The organism is Synechococcus sp. (genome assembly GCF_982614295.1).
Genome location: NZ_CEXBMR010000031.1, coordinates 1 through 17823, shown reverse-complemented (window position 1 = coordinate 17823; position 17823 = coordinate 1). Strand labels below are relative to the sequence as shown.

At 52.6% G+C, this 17823-nt stretch carries 18 protein-coding genes; 9 read left to right on the top strand and 9 right to left on the bottom strand.

Annotation, left to right across the window (positions count from 1 at the left end):
- On the bottom strand, positions 1–395 hold a 395-nt coding region (locus tag AC2JC8_RS06575; protein ID WP_484594394.1), incomplete at its 3' end, for a rubredoxin.
- A 92-nt stretch (positions 396–487) separates the two neighbouring features.
- Between AC2JC8_RS06575 and AC2JC8_RS06570 the strand changes: the two genes are divergently transcribed.
- The 3 genes from AC2JC8_RS06570 to AC2JC8_RS06560 are packed head-to-tail and all read left to right on the top strand — an operon-like array spanning position 488 to position 2099.
- Positions 488–850: an NAD(P)H-quinone oxidoreductase subunit 3 gene (locus AC2JC8_RS06570; protein WP_255133268.1), complete on the top strand. Its 363-nt coding sequence runs from the start codon at positions 488–490 to the stop codon at positions 848–850.
- A 29-nt stretch (positions 851–879) separates the two neighbouring features.
- Positions 880–1608: an NADH-quinone oxidoreductase subunit NuoB gene (nuoB, locus tag AC2JC8_RS06565; RefSeq protein WP_484420021.1), complete on the top strand. Its 729-nt coding sequence runs from the start codon at positions 880–882 to the stop codon at positions 1606–1608.
- A complete protein-coding gene (locus AC2JC8_RS06560; RefSeq protein WP_484400343.1) occupies positions 1605–2099 on the top strand; it encodes an NAD(P)H-quinone oxidoreductase subunit J in 495 nt (164 codons plus the stop codon). Before nuoB ends, AC2JC8_RS06560 begins: the two co-directional genes overlap by 4 nt.
- On the opposite strand, the gene AC2JC8_RS06555 is transcribed toward AC2JC8_RS06560, so the two are convergent.
- On the bottom strand, positions 2096–3487 hold the full coding sequence (locus AC2JC8_RS06555) for a gluconeogenesis factor YvcK family protein (RefSeq protein WP_484400341.1): 1392 nt from the start codon (positions 3485–3487) through the stop codon (positions 2096–2098). The two genes, AC2JC8_RS06560 and AC2JC8_RS06555, sit on opposite strands and share 4 nt — an antisense overlap.
- 17 nt (positions 3488–3504) lie before the next feature.
- On the opposite strand from AC2JC8_RS06555, the gene AC2JC8_RS06550 reads away from it, so the two are divergent.
- Both AC2JC8_RS06550 and AC2JC8_RS06545 read left to right on the top strand, forming a co-directional pair.
- Positions 3505–4311, top strand: coding sequence for an ABC transporter ATP-binding protein (locus tag AC2JC8_RS06550; RefSeq protein WP_484400340.1), 807 nt, complete (start codon positions 3505–3507; stop codon positions 4309–4311).
- 7 nt (positions 4312–4318) lie between these two features.
- The gene (locus AC2JC8_RS06545) at positions 4319–5275 is read left to right on the top strand and encodes an MlaD family protein (protein WP_484420001.1); all 957 of its coding nucleotides are present in this window, start codon (positions 4319–4321) and stop codon (positions 5273–5275) included.
- A 30-nt stretch (positions 5276–5305) separates the two neighbouring features.
- On the opposite strand, the gene bchD is transcribed toward AC2JC8_RS06545, so the two are convergent.
- Complete coding sequence (gene bchD / locus AC2JC8_RS06540; protein WP_484594393.1) at positions 5306–7312, bottom strand: magnesium chelatase ATPase subunit D; 2007 nt, start codon at positions 7310–7312, stop codon at positions 5306–5308.
- A 71-nt stretch (positions 7313–7383) separates the two neighbouring features.
- Between bchD and folK the strand changes: the two genes are divergently transcribed.
- From folK to AC2JC8_RS06525, 3 genes are read left to right on the top strand one after another with little or no spacing between them, the layout of a single operon-like run.
- Entirely contained in the window at positions 7384–7902 is a 519-nt protein-coding gene (folK, locus tag AC2JC8_RS06535; protein WP_484420004.1) for a 2-amino-4-hydroxy-6-hydroxymethyldihydropteridine diphosphokinase, read from the top strand.
- A gap of 42 nt (positions 7903–7944) precedes the next feature.
- A complete protein-coding gene (locus AC2JC8_RS06530) occupies positions 7945–8508 on the top strand; it encodes an NUDIX hydrolase (RefSeq protein WP_295533692.1) in 564 nt (187 codons plus the stop codon).
- The gene (locus tag AC2JC8_RS06525; protein WP_484594392.1) at positions 8508–9947 is read left to right on the top strand and encodes a cryptochrome/photolyase family protein; all 1440 of its coding nucleotides are present in this window, start codon (positions 8508–8510) and stop codon (positions 9945–9947) included. The genes AC2JC8_RS06530 and AC2JC8_RS06525 overlap by 1 nt, the downstream gene beginning before the upstream one ends.
- A gap of 23 nt (positions 9948–9970) precedes the next feature.
- Here AC2JC8_RS06525 and pedR read toward each other — a convergent pair whose 3' ends face one another.
- Positions 9971–10207 carry a photosynthetic electron transport-dependent transcriptional regulator PedR gene (gene pedR / locus AC2JC8_RS06520; RefSeq protein WP_255133304.1) on the bottom strand — a complete coding sequence of 79 codons (237 nt, stop codon included), beginning with the start codon at positions 10205–10207 and terminating at the stop codon, positions 9971–9973.
- Between the two features lie 80 nt (positions 10208–10287).
- Here pedR and AC2JC8_RS06515 point away from each other — a divergent pair, with 80 nt between their 5' ends.
- The gene (locus AC2JC8_RS06515) at positions 10288–11166 is read left to right on the top strand and encodes a methylenetetrahydrofolate reductase (protein WP_484420006.1); all 879 of its coding nucleotides are present in this window, start codon (positions 10288–10290) and stop codon (positions 11164–11166) included.
- On the opposite strand, the gene AC2JC8_RS06510 is transcribed toward AC2JC8_RS06515, so the two are convergent.
- The 5 genes from AC2JC8_RS06510 to AC2JC8_RS06490 all read right to left on the bottom strand — a co-directional run bounded on the left by AC2JC8_RS06510 (position 11146) and on the right by AC2JC8_RS06490 (position 17677).
- Entirely contained in the window at positions 11146–12318 is a 1173-nt protein-coding gene (locus AC2JC8_RS06510; protein WP_484420007.1) for a sugar phosphate nucleotidyltransferase, read from the bottom strand. The two genes, AC2JC8_RS06515 and AC2JC8_RS06510, sit on opposite strands and share 21 nt — an antisense overlap.
- 41 nt (positions 12319–12359) lie before the next feature.
- Complete coding sequence (locus tag AC2JC8_RS06505) at positions 12360–13265, bottom strand: segregation/condensation protein A (RefSeq protein ID WP_484594391.1); 906 nt, start codon at positions 13263–13265, stop codon at positions 12360–12362.
- Positions 13266–13282: 17 nt separating this feature from the next.
- Positions 13283–14842, bottom strand: coding sequence for an NAD(P)H-quinone oxidoreductase subunit 4 (locus AC2JC8_RS06500; RefSeq protein WP_484400354.1), 1560 nt, complete (start codon positions 14840–14842; stop codon positions 13283–13285).
- A 96-nt stretch (positions 14843–14938) separates the two neighbouring features.
- A complete protein-coding gene (locus AC2JC8_RS06495; RefSeq protein ID WP_484594390.1) occupies positions 14939–16936 on the bottom strand; it encodes an NAD(P)H-quinone oxidoreductase subunit 5 in 1998 nt (665 codons plus the stop codon).
- A gap of 39 nt (positions 16937–16975) precedes the next feature.
- Entirely contained in the window at positions 16976–17677 is a 702-nt protein-coding gene (locus AC2JC8_RS06490; protein ID WP_484594397.1) for an NnrU family protein, read from the bottom strand.
- Between the last annotated feature and the right edge of the window lie 146 nt (positions 17678–17823).

Sequence of the window (17823 nt, the reverse complement as noted above, 5' to 3'; positions counted from 1 at the left end):
AGAGATAAGAAAAAAGCAACAGCTAAGGCGAAGCCACCAAAAATCAATACGTTTTTTTGGCCTGGAGTGAGCTTATTTACGCCAAAGCCAAATTTAAGATTTTCTTCAAAGCCGCTTGGTTTGTTGCGGGGGCCGATATCGCGGAAAGCACCCACCGGGCTGCGACACACCGGGCAACGGAAACGGCGTGGATCAATTGCGCTGAATGGCGTATTTACCTCGATACCGAGTTTTTTTACCCCTTCTTCTGGGTCGTAAACAAAGCCGCAGCTGCGGCATTCAAAGCGGTGGGTATCTGGATCGCTTTCTGGAACAACAGTTTCTGGAACAACAGTTTCTGGAACAACCAATTCTGGAGCAACAATTTCGGGGCTATCTATTTCGGGGTTATCCATGGCAACAGCCCAATACGGATACCGACTCTATCGAGCCGCTGCTGCGGCAACGGTGCCACACTGGTTGAATTAAATCTGAGTAGCCCTCAGGCATGTTTGTTCTTCCTGGCTACGACGCCTTTTTGGGGTTTTTGCTTATTGCAGCGGCAGTGCCGGTGCTGGCACTTGTCACCAATAAACTGGTGGCCCCTAAATCCCGCAGCGGTGAGCGCTTGCTTACCTATGAATCAGGCATGGAGCCTGTGGGTGGCGCTTGGATCCAATTCAACATTCGCTATTACATGTTTGCGTTGGTATTTGTGATATTCGATGTGGAAACCGTATTTCTTTACCCCTGGGCCGTGGCTTTTAGTCGCCTTGGCTTGCTCGCTTTCATTGAAGCGCTCATTTTTATTGCCATATTGTTAGTGGCCCTGGCCTATGCCTGGCGCAAGGGCGCCCTCGAATGGAGCTGAGTGTGACAAACAACCAAACCCCATCATCTATAGATGCTTTGAGAGATCTCAGGGCAGCCAGTTGCGGACCCGTTGGTGCCCCTGAAATCACCACTGGCCTTTCCGAGAATGTGATTCTCACCAGCCTTGATGATTTGCACAACTGGGCCCGCCTCAGCAGCCTGTGGCCGCTGCTTTATGGCACCGCATGTTGTTTTATTGAATTTGCTGCGTTGATCGGCTCAAGATTTGATTTTGATCGTTTCGGTTTAGTGCCCCGCTCAAGCCCCCGCCAAGCCGATTTAATCATCGTGGCGGGCACCGTAACAATGAAAATGGCACCCGCGTTGGTGCGTTTATATGAACAGATGCCAGAACCTAAATACGTAATTGCCATGGGGGCATGCACTATCACCGGAGGCATGTTTTCAGCTGATTCCACCACAGCTGTGCGCGGGGTAGATAAATTAATTCCAGTGGATTTATATCTACCGGGCTGCCCGCCACGGCCAGAGGCGATTTTTGATGCGGTGATCAAATTGCGCAAAAAAGTTGGTAATGAAGCCCTGCAAGAACGGGGTCGTTTGTTACCAACACACCGTTATTCCACTGTTTCCCACCGCATGACTGCGGTAGAACCAATCATCGACGGGCGCTACCTGCGAGCAGAATCACAAAAACTAGCCCTTGCGGCAGCAGAAGCAGTATCTCCACTCGATTTAACAATCTCCGCCCCTAAAACCACTCCTGAACCCATCGCAGCAGCGGCTCAACCATGACTGATCTCAGCCCCGGCCCCTTTGCGGAATGGTTGCAGCAACAGGGTTTCGCCACCCAGCTTTTGGCCGCAGATCACCTTGGTATCGAGCGCATTGGCGTTGACCCAGCGGTTTTGCCCCTAGTGGCAGCCGCCCTTAAGGCCAAAGGTTTCGACTATTTGCAAGTGCAAGGTGCCTACGACGAAGGTCCTGGTAAAAACCTAGTGAGTTTTTATCATTTAGCTCAGCTTGGTAATAGTGATGGCCATAGCACTATTGAAGTGCGTCTTGAGGTGAGTTTGCCCCGCAGCGGTGATCTAACTGTGCCATCTCTTTATCCCCTTTACCGTGGTGCTGATTGGCAAGAGCGGGAATGCTTCGATATGTTTGGTATTACTTACAGCGGCCATCCTCTGCCGAAGCGTTTATTAATGCCAGAAGATTGGGTTGGTTATCCTCTTCGGAAAGATTATGTGCAACCCGATTTCTATGAACTCCAAGATGCCCATTAATTAGATTTATTTTTTTGGCTGTTGCGATAAAAACGCATCACTGCAAGGGCCAAGCTTCGCGGTTCATGGCGCAAGGTGCCTCTGCTTGCGCGCCCAGCACTGCGTTGTTGCTTGCCTTGCATAGAAGCCAGCATCACTACATAGCCCTGCTTTTTTAATTGCTTTACCTCGCAATGCACCGGTTCCGCGCCGCGGGCGCGGTAGTAGTTGAGCTCTGGCCCACTTGCAAGAGCCTCTTGGGCGAGTACCGCATCAAATAAACGCCCCTGCACCCCATGGGTGGCAAGTTGAGCTTCTATCGCCCTGAGATGGCCGGCCACATCAAGGCCATCTGTTTCACCGGGTTGAGTCATTAAGTTGCAGATGTATAGGCGGGGTGCTTGCGAGCGGCCGATCGCTTCTACCAATTGGGGCACAAGCAAATTTGGCAGCAACGAGGTGTAGAGGCTGCCGGGGCCCAGCACGATTAAATCTGCCTGTGCAATCGCTTCAAGGGCTCGAGGTAATGCAGCTGGCCGTGATGGCGTGCAACCAAGCCGCACGATGGGGCTATCGGCCTTGCCGATATTCGATTCGCCTTCAAGCCGGCGACCATCCTCTAATTCAGCCCAGAGGCGCACATCGGAGCTGGTGGCTGGCACCACTTGCCCCTGCACCGCAAGCACCTTGCTACTGGCGGTAATTGCTGTTTCAAGGCTGCCGGTGATGGCGGTGAGAGCTGAGATAAATAAATTGCCAAAACTATGGCCTTCAAGGCCACTACCAGCGGTGAAGCGGTATTGAAAAAGCTTGGTTAGTAGGGGTTCTTCCCGGGCAAGGGCCGCTAAGCAGTTGCGGATATCGCCTGGGGGTTGCACCCCCAGCTCACGCCGCAAAATGCCACTACTCCCTCCATCATCAGCCACCGTAACGATTGCGGTGAGATTGCCGCTATAGCGCTTTAAGCCGCTCAATAAGGTGGAAAGACCAGTGCCACCACCGATTGCCACGATATTTGGGCCTCGGTTTAAGCGCCGCTGGGCCACCAAGGCATCCACCAGAGCGGTTTCGTTTTGATGGGGTGCCAGTGCCCGTTGAATTGAGCTAAAACTGCGGCTCTGGCCTATTAAAATCATTGCGGCTCCCAGCAGAAGCACCAGGGGTCCTGTAAAACCACCACCGGCCCCCGCCAGGGAGCGCAACAAAGTTTCGATTGCTGTGATTGTCCAGTAGATAGGTTTAAGGTCTGCCCAGATGGCTGCACCCAATAGGGCCATAACCAGCCCTAGGGCTGAGGTGAGCACCCAGCGCTTCACCACAAGACCCGGTTGCAGCCACTGCACCGCGCGCCTTGAGCGCTTCACCAGTTCGTCGCGGCGGTGATTATGTTCGCCGGCGGGTTGTCCCATGTATTCACCTTACTTAGATGAGTAATGCCCGATTCCCCATAAATCATTCCAGCTCGCCGGTGGTGGAGTTACGCGGGGTGAGCTTGAACCGGGGTAATCGGAGGATCCTTTCTGATCTGCATTTGCAATTGCTGCCAGGGGAGAGCTTGGCAATTGTGGGCCCATCCGGCGCAGGAAAAACCACAATTTTGCGAATGCTGGCCGGCTTGGAAATGCCAACTGATGGCGATTTGCTGCTTTTTGGTGAGCTGCAGCGCTATTTACGCCTAGATCAAAACAGTCCCCCTGATGTGAGATTGGTTTCGCAAAATCCAGCCTTACTTGCCTCCCTTTCGGTGCTGCAAAATGTTGGTTTTTTGCTTTACCGCGATGGTTCCCACGCTGAAGCAGAAATCCGTAGCAGGGTGGCTCGCTGCCTTGAAGCTGTTGGATTAGCGGGCACAGAAGACATGATGCCGGCTGAACTATCCGGTGGGATGCAAAAACGGGTTAGTTTCGCCCGCGCCATGGTGGATGATCCAGGCTCTGGCCAAGATTTTCCCTTGTTGCTCTTCGATGAACCCACCGCAGGGCTTGATCCGATGGCTTCCACCCGCCTCGAAGATTTAATGGTTACCACCACTCACCTTGCTAAGGGCACTTCTGTGGTGGTGAGCCACGTTTTAAGCACGATCGAACGGGCCGCAGAACGGGTGGTTTTGCTTTACGAAGCCGAATTGCGCTGGCAGGGATCAATAGAAGCATTTAAATGCAGTGATGATCCTTTTGTGGTTCAGTTCAGAACCGGTAGCCTTACAGGACCCATGCAACCAAAAGAGCTGTAATTAAGCGATGCGTAGAAGCGTTAAAGAAGCAAGTATCGGTTTTTCACTTCTGGCAGCAATAGCCGGTGGGGTGGGGCTGTGGTTTTGGTTATCTGGAGTGGTTTTTGGCAAAAAAAGTTGGCCAATCCGGCTGCGATTTGCTGATGCTGCAGGCCTTGCCCCCAGAAGCAGCGTCACTTTTAGGGGAGTGCAAGTGGGCTCTGTAAATAGCGTTACGGTCCAAGGGGGGAGCGTTTTGGTGAACGCTCAGATCAACAATCCTCAATTGCTATTGCCACGGCCGATTACGGCTCAGGTGCGCAGCGGTTCATTGCTTGGCGGTGAGTCCATAGTTGCACTGGAAAGCAGCTTATTAGATAACAATTCACCCGAACAAATCTCGAGGTCGTTATCTAGAAGTGGCCTACCCCTAGATAGCAATTGTGATCCCAGCTTGATTGTTTGCGCAAACGGCTTGGTGCATGGAACTGCTACCCCCAGCCTCAACGCAGTGATGGGAATGATGCAAAACCTATTGGCAAAAGCAGAGAAAGAAAACTTGATCGGTAAGGGGGCGATTACCCTCACCGAAGTAAGTAAAACATCAAAAGCATTTGGAGTTACAGCAAAACGTGCTGATCTAGTACTTGCTAGTGGAAATACATTGGTTTTACAGCTCCAAAAAGCGATAAAGGAGGCGGATCCATTGATAAAAGATCTAAAACTAGCCACCGCTCAAGCTAATTCTACTTTAAAGCACACTAATAATATTGTGTCTGCTTTTGATAATCCTCAAACTATTAATGAACTAAAGCGCACACTTTCTAACGCCGAGCAGCTCACCCGCCGCATTGATGCGATTGGTGGAGATGTGCAAAAACTTAGCGGCGATCCAAATTTTGTTAATGGAATGCGCAGCGTAACTGTAGGCCTCGGAAAGTTTTTTGATGAATTATATCCAGAGATCCGCAAGCCGATCAAATGATAAATACATAGCTAATTCTATTTTGAATATTTATCGATTTAGTGCTTCCAGGGCAATTGCTGCAATTGCCTGATCGCTCGCTTTTGGTAATTGCACATATCGGCCGCCAGCTGCTTCTGCCAGTTCTTTACCCATGCCACTGCCAATGAATTTGCGTTCGGTATCTATTACTAAGAGTTTTAAGCCCAGCAGCCGGTAACGCCCTGCCACCTCCTTAAGTTCTTGTTTTAGATCAACTGTTACTTCTGGTTCTGGTAGCCCCAGGGAACGCCCCAAAGGCACATTGCCCCTGCCATCAGTAATTGCTACCACCACCACCTGGGATAAATCACCACTTTGCAAAGCATTTGCCCCCACCTTTGCTGCTTGAGCTAAGCCATGGGCGAGGGGTGAGCCACCTCCGCAAGCCATGGTTTCTAGGCGGCGTTTAGCTGCGGTGATCGAGCGGGTGGGAGGCAGCAACACCTCGGCTTGTTCGCCTCTAAACGGAATTAAGGCCACCTCATCGCGGTTTTCGTAGGCCTCCGTTAACAAGCGCAGCACCGCTCCTTTTGCGCTTTGCATGCGATTAAGAGCCATCGAGCCGCTCGCATCCACGAGAAAAATAACTAGGGCCCCAGCTTTACGTTGCAATTGTTTTGCCCTTATGTCCACCTCCTCCACAATCAACTTGCGGCCTGGGAAGCGTTCCCTGCGGCTTTTTTGGTATGGCGCCGCTGCCCGCAAGGTGGCATCAACGGCGATACGGCCGCCGGGCCCCCTTGGTATTACAGGTCGCACGTAGCGGCCGCGGTTATTGCTCAGCACTAAACCTCTTGAACCGCTTCTTGCTGCTTTGCTTTTTGCAGCTTGAAACGAAAGTAATTCTGGATCGAGCGCTATTGATTCAGCATCCAGCATGAATTCCTCCGGCACAGCAGGGGGGGAATCGGCTGATTCAGGGTTCTCATCTTGGTTGTTTTCAGAATCCCCACCTTCGTTTTCTGCCTGGCTTTCTGCTTGGTTCTCTTCTTGGTGATCTGGCTGGTTCTCGGCTTGATTTTCGCTTGAAGGTTGTGGCTCTTGAGGAGGTTGTTGATCGGGTGGTGTTTCTTGGGATGGAGCTGAAAGTTTTGCCCGCGGCGCGATCACTAGCCGCACCGCTAATTGCAGATCTTCTGCATCCACAACGTTGCGGCCATCAAGGGCGGCATGGGCTTTTGCCACCCGCAGGGCATACAACTCAGCGCGGTGCCCCACCACTCCGCCTATCAGCGCTTCTTGCACCAGATAAGTGATTTGAGCATTGCTGATGGCTACATCTGGCAACCACTGGCGAGCCAACAGCAATTGAGTGGCAATTGCATCGCTTTCCTCCTGCCATTTGCGGCGAAAAGCAGTGCTGTTTTCGGCGTAATCGATCGCAGTTTCTGTGATTAAAACTCGCTCTGCTGTGCTTACTGTTTGATCAGCGCAAAGAGCAATTGCAAATCGATCCAGCAGATGATCGGCCATTGCCCCCTCTTCTGGATTGAAGGTGGCAATCAATAGGGGCTTGCAGGGATGGGACACACTCAAACCCTCCCGTTCCACTTGGTTAAGACCCGAACCCACGGCCGCTAGCAGCAGATTTAAAGCGTTTAAATCCAACAGATTTATTTCATCGATATAAAGCACGCCTCTATGGGCTTCTGCCAGTAACCCCGGTTGAAACAACGTTTTGCCTTCCGCTAAAGAGCGGGTTACATCTACAGATCCCACCAGGCGATCTTCTGTTACCCCCAAGGGCACTTGCACAAATGGGGCTGGGATCACCATGCTTGGTTGCTCGCCATCGGGTTCGGCGTTGAAACTGCCATCAATAATTTCGATCGCAGGCAAAAGCGCATGCAGGCCCCTTGCCAGCACTGATTTGCCGGTGCCGCGGCCGCCAGCTATTACAACCCCGCCTAATCCGGGATCAACAGCTGCTAGAAGCAGCGCCAATTTCAATGTGGGATGGCCGGTTACAGCCGCCAGGGGAAATACCTGGTTAGCGGTGGAAGGTAGGGCGGACATAGGGCCCAAAATCCCCTCCAGCATCGCAGCTTGGCCGCTGTTGTATGAGGAAGAGAACAAGTTTGATCTAGGTGTTCTCAGCCGCTATTGCCCTTGGTAGCAATCTTGGCGATTGCCTTGCCCTTCTCGGTGCAGCTCGGCTGGGGCTAGATGCCCTCGCCCAACCTGGTTCTTTGCGCTGTTCTCCCCTATTTCGCACTGCAGCGGTGGGCGGGCCCGCTGGCCAACCCGCGTTTTTAAATGGGGTGGCGCTGTTGCACTGGCTTGGTAGTTGTGAGCAGTTGTTGCTGGAATTGCAACGGCTGGAGGCGGCTGCAGGCAGGGAACGGCTGGTGCCCTGGGGGCCCCGCAGCCTGGATCTTGATCTTTTGTGGTGCGGCAATGAGCAACGCAATACAGCCAACTTGCAGCTGCCCCATCCGCGGCTTTGGGGGCGTCGCTTTGTGCTCGAACCACTAGCAGCCCTTGATCCTGCCCTTAAGCCCCCTGGCCAAGAAAAAACGGCGCAGGAACTGCTCGAAGCACTTTTATTAAATTGCAGCGAACCTGCACCGCAGCGGTTGCCCCCAGCAGCGCTTTGGCCCAATTAATCGCCAAAATGGCATTACAAGCAAAAAGCGAGTTTTAAATCCTTGGCCCCCATCCCAGCCCCGGAACCAGCCGAATTGCTTGACACCATCGCAACCCTTGCTGTGCGCAAGCTGCGCATGGAAATCCAGCATCTGCGCTTACCCCTTGGGGTGGAGGGCACTTACGGCTGCATCAAGCACCCTGGAGCATCTTTAGCTGTGCCGGTGTTGGCAGATGGCCGGGTGGTGCTGTTGCGCCAATATCGATTTGCAGTGCAGCAGCGCATTCTGGAATTTCCAGCTGGCACATTGGAGGTGGGGGAAGAACCTCAGGCAGCGATGGCACGGGAATTAGGGGAGGAGGCTGGTTACAGCGCGGCGCGCTGGGATTCCCTTGGTTTGCTGCTGCCCTGCCCCGGTTATTCCGATGAAGTAATTCACTTGTTTTTAGCCCGGCAATTGCAGCCGTTGCCTAGCCCTGTTGCGGCAGACCACGATGAAGATATTGAAGTGCTTCTGCTCACTCCTGCCCAATTGGATGCAGCCCTTGCCAGTGGTGATGAACCGCTTGATGGCAAAAGTGTTACCGCCTGGTTTCGGGCCAAACAACTCTTGGGGTTGCACTAATGGCCGATGCATTTTGCCGTTGGTTGTTTTGGCATCGCCGTGATCTGCGCCTTTCAGACAATTTGGGGCTTGCGGCTACTGCACTAAACAATCCAGCTCTTGCAGGCGTTTTCGTGCTGGATCCAGCTGAGTTGCAGCATCCCAGCATGGCGCCAGGGCGCCGTTGGTTTTTGCTCGAAAGCCTGCGGGAATTGCAACAGCGCTGGCTGCAAGCAGGCAGCCGTTTGCTTCTACTGAAGGGTGATCCGCTGATATTGCTGCCCCGCTTAGCCCAGCTCCTTGCGGTGGAGGGGGTGGCCTGGAACCGTGATGTGGAACCGCTGGTGCGGCAGCGCGATCAAGCCCTCGCAAAAGCACTGCAGGGCCAGGGTTGCAAGGTGGCAGCTGATTGGGATCAATTGCTGGTGCCGCCTGAGCGATTACGCACCGGCGCTGGTGATCCTTATCGCGTTTATGGCCCCTACTGGCGGGTATGGCAACAACAACCAAAAGCAGCGCCTGTGGCTGCCCCAAGTGGTTTATTTGATCTCACAGCCGCAGAAATTACGGCCATTGAGGCAGCGGTGCCGCCATTGCCGCAAACGGCCACAGTTGATTTGGAAGCATGGGATGGCGCTGGTATTTGCCCTTGCCTACCTGGAGAAGCAGCAGCTCTTTTGCAATTGCAGCGATTTGCTGATGGGGCTCTGCATAGCTATGAAGAAGGCCGCAATTTGCCAGCCGATGGGGGCACGTCCCAACTCAGCGCTGCATTGCGCACAGGCAGCCTCAGCCCACGCACCGCTTGGGCCGCCAGTTTGGAAAGCTTGCAAATTTGCCGCAGCGACGAACAACGCCAATCGATTCGGGTGTGGCAGCAGGAGCTGGCTTGGCGTGAGTTTTACCAGCAAGCTTTGTTTCACTTTCCAAGCCTTGCCGATGGCCCTTATCGGCCCCTATGGCGCCAATTTCCCTGGGAAAACAAGCCTGAATGGCTGGAGGCATGGAAACAGGGCTTAACCGGAGTGCCAATTGTTGATGCTGCGATGCGGGAACTTGCGCAAACCGGGTTTATGCACAATCGCTGCCGCATGATCGTGGCTTCTTTTTTAGTGAAAGATTTGATCTGTGATTGGCGTTTTGGTGAGGCCTGGTTTATGGCCCTTGAGGTGGATGGTGATCTGGCCGCCAATAATGGAGGCTGGCAATGGAGTGCCAGTAGTGGGATGGATCCAAAACCGCTACGAATTTTTAATCCAGCCACCCAAGCGCGCAAATTTGATTCAGAAGCTGTTTATATCCGCCGCTGGTTGCCTGAACTGCAACATGTGAATACGGCGGATTTACTAAGTGGTGAAATCGCCCCCTTGGAATCGCGCGGCTACCCAGAAGCTTTAGTGAGCCATCGCCAGCAGCAGGCCCATTTCAAGCAATTGTATGCAGCATTATCAAGGCCTTAAAACAGCCTAGGCCTTAAAACTGCTTAAGCCTTGGGAAGGTTGCAGCAATTAAAGCCATCGTGGCAAATCTTGCCATTGCTCAAGGCCCAATTAACGAGGCCAACGCGATTGCGGGAACCGGTTTTTGTAAAGATATTGCTCACGTGGTTATCAACTGTGCGTTTACTAATTGAAAGCCGCGCACCGATTTCTTGGTTGGTGAGTTCTGCCGCCACCAGCTCGATGATTTCCAGCTCCCTTTCTGAGAGATGGGCGTCCATAGTTTGCGCCCCAGCGATGCTTCAGCAGTGTAGGCAGCCTGGGAAGATATCTCAGATATAGGGGTTACAAAAGCGCCGGTATGGCCATAAGTTTTGAGCAGGCCCTCGCTGGCCCTGGCCCTGTAATCAGCGCTGAAATCACCCCACCCTTAGGGGCAGATCCCAGTAGGTCACTGGCAGCAGCAGAGGCATTGCGGGGTTTGGTGCAGGCTTTCAACGTTACCGATGGCAGCCGGGCGGTGATGCGTATGGCAAGCATTGCCCTATGCAAATTGCTGCAGGATCGTGACTTGGAGCCAGTGCTGCAGCTTGGCTGTAGAGATCGAAATCGGATTGCGCTGCAGGCTGATTTGCTTGGCGCCCAGGCTTTAGGGCTACGCAATGTGTTGTGTCTTACCGGTGATCCGGTGCGGGCCGGTAATCAAATCAAAGCGCGGCCGGTATTTGATTTTGAATCGGTGCGGCTTTTGCAGCAGGTGCAGGCCCTTAATTTGGGGCTTGATCCTTTTGGCAAGCTGTTGCCAGATGGCGGCACCAACCTTTTTGCCGGTGCCGCCGCGGATCCTCAATCCAGCAGCTGGAGCGGTCTTAAAAGCCGAGTACGGCGAAAAGCTGCCGCTGGTGCTCGTTTCCTGCAAACCCAAATGGTGATGGATGCAGATGCCCTGCAGCGTTTTTGCCTTGAAATTGCAGACCCCCTAGGGCTGCCAGTGCTGGCAGGGGTGTTTTTGTTGAAGTCTGCAAAAAATGCAGCTTTTATTAATCGAGTGGTGCCAGGCGCCCAGATCCCCACAGCATTAATCGATCGGCTGGCTGGGGCGGCAGATCCCCGGGAAGAGGGCATCAAAATCGCCGCTGAACAAGTTTCTACCTACTGCAAGATTGCAAAAGGTGTACACCTAATGGCGATCAAGGCGGAAGAGAGCTTGGTGCAGGTTTTAAGCCTTGCCGAGATCTGAACCCAGCAATTCAGCTAAGGCCTTTTGCTCTGGTGATGGTTGCACTAAATCCTGCCTGCGGGCATCGGTAATCAACCAATCAAGGGCTGCTTCTTGTACATCGATGTGATCGCCACTGCGATCAACGCAGTAGCGGCCAAACACCAGCTTTTCCACAAGTCGCACCCCAGCGCCAATGCGGGAGTAATCAAAGATAATTGAATTATCAATAGTTGCCCCTGCGCAAATATGACAACTAGGGCCGATCATTGCAGGGCCAATAATTGTTACCCCGTCTTCAATTTTTGTCATGCCGCCCACATATACCGGGCCTTCAACATGAATTTTATCCCAATTTGCTGCAACATTTAAACCGGTATATATGCCAGGGCGAACCTGTTTGCCAGGAATTGTTACCTGCCTAACCTCCCCCTGCAGTACAGATCTAATCGCCTGCCAGTAATCGGGCACTTTACCGATATCAACCCATTCAAATTCCATCGGTATTGCATAAAATGCTAAACCTTCTTCTACTAAGTTAGGAAATAAATCAGCTCCAATGTCATAGGGGATATCGCTTGGAATATGATCAAATATTTCCGGCTCAAAAATATATATTCCTGTATTAATTTCATCGCTTAATGCTTCTTCTGTGCTGGGCTTCTCTTGGAATGCTTTTACTCTGCCCTCCTCATCTGTCACTACCACTCCATAGCTGCTCACCTGTTCTTTAGCTACCCGTTTTGTTACGAGTGAGGCCAGTGCTCCTTTCTGGCGATGCCGCCGCACCGCTTCACTGAGATTTAGATCGATCAAGGCATCGCCGCAGAGCACAACAAAGGTGTCGTCGAAAAAACGTTGAAAATTTTGTATTTTTTTTAAGCCGCCAGCAGAACCAAGGGCATCACCAATCAATTCACCATCTTCGATGCGGCCTTCAAAGCTGTAGGCAATCTCCACACCAAAGCGCTGGCCATCGCGGAAGTAATTCTCGATTTCTTCGGCGAGGTGCGACACATTTACCATCACCTCTGTAAAGCCGTGTTGGCGTAATAATTCCAACAGAAATTCCATTACCGGCTTCTGCAGAATCGGAATCATCGGCTTCGGGATCGTGTAGGTGATCGGCTGCACCCTTGTTCCTTTCCCCGCCGCCAAAATCATGGCCTTCATGGCGGCTACCCCTTAGATCAAGGCAGCGTATCAATGCTTGCCTAGGCCGCTTGCAGCTCAAAGGCCGGCTGCGGCGCTGACCCTATCCCCACAGCTTTCAAGGGCGATTGGCGTTGGCCTCCTTCAGCTGCTTGGAATAAACAACGCAATTTCAAGGGGCCAAATAATTGCGGACCCGTTTGTTCAAGATCTACGCGCCCTTGGGAGCAAAGAAATAACAGGGCCCAAAACACCCCCACCCGGTCGCTATCAAGATCCGGCGGGGCAGCTGCGCCCCAGGCGAGTACCAGTTGCTCGAAATCAACCCAATCCAGCCCCGGTTCCCAGCCGCCAAGAAATACGCTCAAGGCGGCGGTAGTTTCCGGCAATTTTTCGCGGTGGGCAAGGGCTGTGATCTGGGCAATGGCCTCTCGATCCGAATAGCGCTTTGGTGCCTGACGCCTTTGGCGAGGCCCCTCTTGCTCAAGCCTTGTGGCGATATCTTCTAATTGCTGAATTAATTCCCCCAGGGTTACGGGCCGTTGCAGCGGCGGAGGCGCCACGGTGCGCCGCAACAGCAAGCGTTCTGGTTTTGCAGGCAGTTGCAGTTGCTGGGGCCAGGCACCATCAAGATCGAGGCCGTCGCAAAGATCCTCATCCTCGATGGGGGCAAGCTCCACTGCAAACGTGCGCTGCTCGAGATGTTCTGCTTTAAGAGACACCAATACCGATGCCGCCAAGAAAGCTTCACTGCTTTCAGCTAAATCTTGTTCATAACTGCCGCCAGCTGCCGCCAGCCGCCGCGGCAATTCAAGTTTCAGGCGTAGCTGATCTAAAAATCCATCTATTACGGCGATCACATCCACATCCCAGGGGTCGATATCGCCCCGTTCTGCTGCATCCTGCAACAAACGAATGGCCACCCGGGCCCCACTATCCCCCGCCTGGGTCAAAGGGGTTTGAATCAACTGGGCGGACCTTACCGTTAAGTGAGCTTTGGTGCCACCTGGAAAGGGAATGGAGGCGAACTAACCGCTTTCATTGTTGATTCATCCCGAGCAACTAACTGCTCGATTGTGGCCCTATAGGTATCAGTTACTAATCTTGGATAGAGGCCAATTCCAATAATTGGCACTAGCAAACAGGAAATAATATAAATTTCGCGCGGCTCGGCATCTACCATATTTGTATTGGCTAATTCAGGATTTTCCTTGCCAAAGAATATTTCACGTAGCATTGAAAGTAGATAAATAGGCGTGAGAATCACCCCAATTGCTGCGGCACCATCAATGACAATCCTAAAAGGAAGGCTGTAGGCTTCGTCTGTGGCAAAGCCCACAAACACCATTAATTCCGATACAAAACCACTCATCCCAGGCAAGGCAAGAGAGGCAAGGCAGCAGATCGTCCATAACGCAAACATCTTGCGCATCTTCTGGCCTACCCCACCCATCTCATCAAGTTGCAAGGTATGAATGCGGTCGTAGGTGGCGCCCACTAGGAAAAATAAGCTTGCACCAATTAGGCCGTGGCTCACCATTTGCAACATGGCGCCGCTTGCTGCAAGCGGAGAAAAACTACCTATTCCAATCAACACAAAACCCATATGGCTGATGGAGCTATAGGCAATTTTGCGTTTTAGGTTGCGTTGGGCAAACGAAGTGAGAGCTGCATAAATAATATTTACCACCCCTAATATCACCAATAAAGGTGCAAATTGCACATGGGCTTCCGGGAACATCGAAGCATTGAATCTAAATAATGCATATCCCCCCATTTTCAGCAAAATGCCAGCCAGCAACATGTGAACTGGTGCAGTTGCTTCCCCATGGGCATCCGGCAGCCAGGTGTGCAGAGGCACAATTGGTAGTTTTACGCCAAAAGCAATCAGAAGCCCGCCGTAGCAAAGCAATTGGAAGCCAGTGCCCAGATGTTTTGCTGCTAGTTCGCTGTATTCAAAGCTGGGGGTACCGCCACCAGCAAAGGCCATGCCAAGCGCTACTAAGAGGATAAAAAGTGAACTGCCGGCGGTGTAAAGAATGAATTTTGTAGCGGCGTATTGTCTTTTCTTACCTCCCCAAATCGCCAGTAATAAATAAACAGGTAGTAGCTCCAGTTCCCAGGCAAGGAAGAATAGAAGCATGTCTTGCACAGCAAAAACAGCGATCTGCCCGCCGTCCATTGCCAGTAGCAGAAAGAAGAAAAACTTTGGCTTAAACGTAACGGGCCAAGCCGCGAGGCAAGCAAGGGTGGTGATGAAGCTGGTGAGCAGAATCAGGGGCATTGAAAGGCCGTCTGCCCCCACCGACCAACCCAAGCCCAGCTGGGGCAACCAAGAAACCCTCTGGTAAAGCTGCAAGCCAGCGATATCGGGGTCGTAGCCCCGTAGGTAGGCGGCAACTGTGATCAGAAAGGTTGTGAGCGTTACCCCAAGGGCATACCAGCGCACAACTTTGCCGTCGCCTGGATCAGGTATGAAAAAGATCAGCAGGGAGGCCGTTATCGGCAAAAGAATGGCTGTTGTTAGCCAGGGAAAGGCGTCCAGATCCTTGGCAGCGTCTTGAGAGAGTGTAGAAATTAAGTGCCAACCTGGCATTCACCGGTTGGGTTTGACACACACAGGGCTCAGCTTTCTAGTGCTCTAGCCAAGGGAACCAAAGATCACCACAAGGCCGATAACACCACCAAAAACGATCAGGGCATAGAACTGAGCCCTGCCGGTTTCGAAATATTTGAGCCCTTCTCCGCTGCCAAGGGTTAACAAACCAGTGAGATTCACCACCCCATCCACCACCTTGGCATCCACCTCCAGCACCTGTTTTGCCAGCTTGCGGCTGCCTCTTACAAAAAGCTTTTCGTTGATGGCATCCAAATACCACTTATTGGCAAGGAAGGCATTGATGCGAGGGAATCGGGCCGCTACAACAGTTGCCAGATCAATTTTGTGTAGTGCATAGGCAAACACAGCGATAGCGATACCGGTTGCTGAAATTGCTACAGAAGCTCCAGCTAAGGGTAAAAATTCGGGCCAGTTGAATTTGGTAGCCATTTCCGCTGCTTCCTCTGGATCAAGTAATGCGGCAAAGCGGCTATGCCAAGGGGTGCCAAGTAAGCCGATCAGGATTGAAGGCACCGCCAGCACCACCAAAGGCAGGGTCATCGGCCAGGCCGATTCATGGGTTTTGCTGTGATGGCCAGCGGCAGCAGCAGCTGGTTTCCCTGATGCCAGCAATAGTTCTTGGCGCAACTGCAGATCGCCACCGCGGAAAGGCCCCTCAAAGGTGAGGAAATAGAGCCGAAACATATAAAAAGCAGTCATGCCGGCAGTTAATAAACCCACTGCCCACAGGAGGGGATAGCTGTTAAAGGCTTGGCCCAAGATTTCGTCTTTGCTCCAAAAGCCAGCCAAAGGGGGAATACCACTAATGGCAACGCAACCGATCAAAAAGGTGATCGCTGTGATCGGCATCGTGCGTCTTAAGCCCCCCATCAGGCGCATGTCTTGAGCTAAAGCCGGTTCGTGGCCCACCACTTCTTCCATCGCATGGATTACAGAACCGGAACCCAAAAACAACATCGCCTTAAAAAAGGCATGGGTTACAAGGTGAAACATGCCCGCGATCGGTGCACCGCAACCCATGGCCAGCATCATGTAACCCAACTGACTCACAGTGCTGTAAGCCAAACCCTTTTTGAGATCCATCTGGGTAAGGGCAATCGTTGCGCCAAGGAAGCAGGTGATCGTGCCCACAACAGCAATAACTGTTTGCACATCTGGGAACAGGCTGTAAAGGGGCTCAAGCCGCGCCACCAAAAACACCCCTGCTGCCACCATCGTTGCCGCATGGATTAATGCGGAAATAGGAGTAGGACCCTCCATCGCATCAGGCAACCACACATGCAAAGGGAACTGGGCTGATTTCGCCATCGGGCCCATAAACACCAATAAACAAAGAGCTGTTGCAGCCAAGCCAGACACCCTGCCATCGGCCATAGCGGCACTCAAGCCAGTGGCGATCCCCTCGAAATCAAAACTGCCAGTAGCCCAAAACAAACCAAGAATCCCTAGTAACAGGCCAAAATCTCCAACCCGATTCACCACAAAAGCTTTTTGGGCTGCGTGGGCTGCCCCCTCTCTGTCATACCAGAAGCCCACTAAAAGGTATGAACACATCCCTACTAATTCCCAAAAAACATATATCTCAAGGAGGTTTGGGCTAATTATTAGCGCCAGCATTGAGCTGCTAAATAAGGCGAGATATGTGAAAAAACGTACATAGCTTTTGTCGTGAGCCATGTAGCCATGGGAATAAATCATCACCAAAACGGCGATGGTGGTTACCAACGCGAGCATCACTGCGCCGAGGGGATCCACCCTGAAGCCCATCTCCAGGTTGAAATCACCGGCGCTAGCCCAGTTGAATAGGGCTTCATAGGGGGCAGCTCCCCGCAACTGTTCAGCTAAAACGGCAAAACTTAAAACTCCAGAGGCGCCAACGCTGCTGAGCAGCAATACCGCTACCGGTTTTCGCAAACGATTAACTGTGCGGTTGAAACTGATCAGCCCTAGGCCCACCAGCACAGCTCCCGCCAATGGCAAAACGGGGATTAACCAGGCAACTTCGGCAGCCGAAGGCATCTGAACGGCAGGCGAATGTGTGAAGTGTAGGCAGCACCGCTAGTGAAGCCAGTGGCCAATTCCAGAGCGAGCAAAGCTGGTGGCCCCTAAACCAATCCAACGGTGCGCTAACCAGAACAAACCAATCGCAATTGCGATACCAAGCTGAGCTGGCCGCAGGAATTCAGCCAGCACTAATTTTTGGCGCCCATCCAGCACCGCTAGAAATGGCAGCACCGAGGTATTTGCCTTTAATTCAGCAAACGCATCACCAAACCTGGCGTTGAGTCGTCTGTCGCCATTCCAAACAGCAAAAAGATGGTGGACGATGAGCCCCGCACTTGTAACCACCATGAAACTGCTGCCGATCCAAAGCAGATGGGTGAGGCACCAAAGCACCTGCCCCACCGCTTGGGGATGGCGGCTGATACGGATAACGCCGCTGGCATAGAGCCGCACTTTTGGCTGCAACAAAGCTGGAATCTCCAGCAGGTTGTAAGTGGCGGGATAAAGAAAGAAAAAACTGATGGCAGTGCCCACCCACACAAAGGGCACAATCCAGCTCTGCCCTTGGAAATCCCAAAGCCGTAGGCCGTCGTAGCGATGGGCCAGAAAGTAACCCACCAAAACCACCGCTGAGGGGATGCTGATGGCGGCAAACAGTAGGCGCCAAGCCCGTTCGCCAATGCGGGCGGCCCCCCACGTACGCAAAGAAGCTCCGCCGCTGTGGAGCAGCGCAAACACCAGAAGCAAGGCCAGCATTACGAGGCTGCTGCTATGCAGGCTGTTTTGGTGCAATGTGGAAGGGGCCACCAGAGAAAACGGCTGGAAATGGCACCCTAGAGTTCAAACCATGGCGGACCTTCCGTTCACTATTGATCAGCTGCGCATCCTGCGGGCCATCGCCA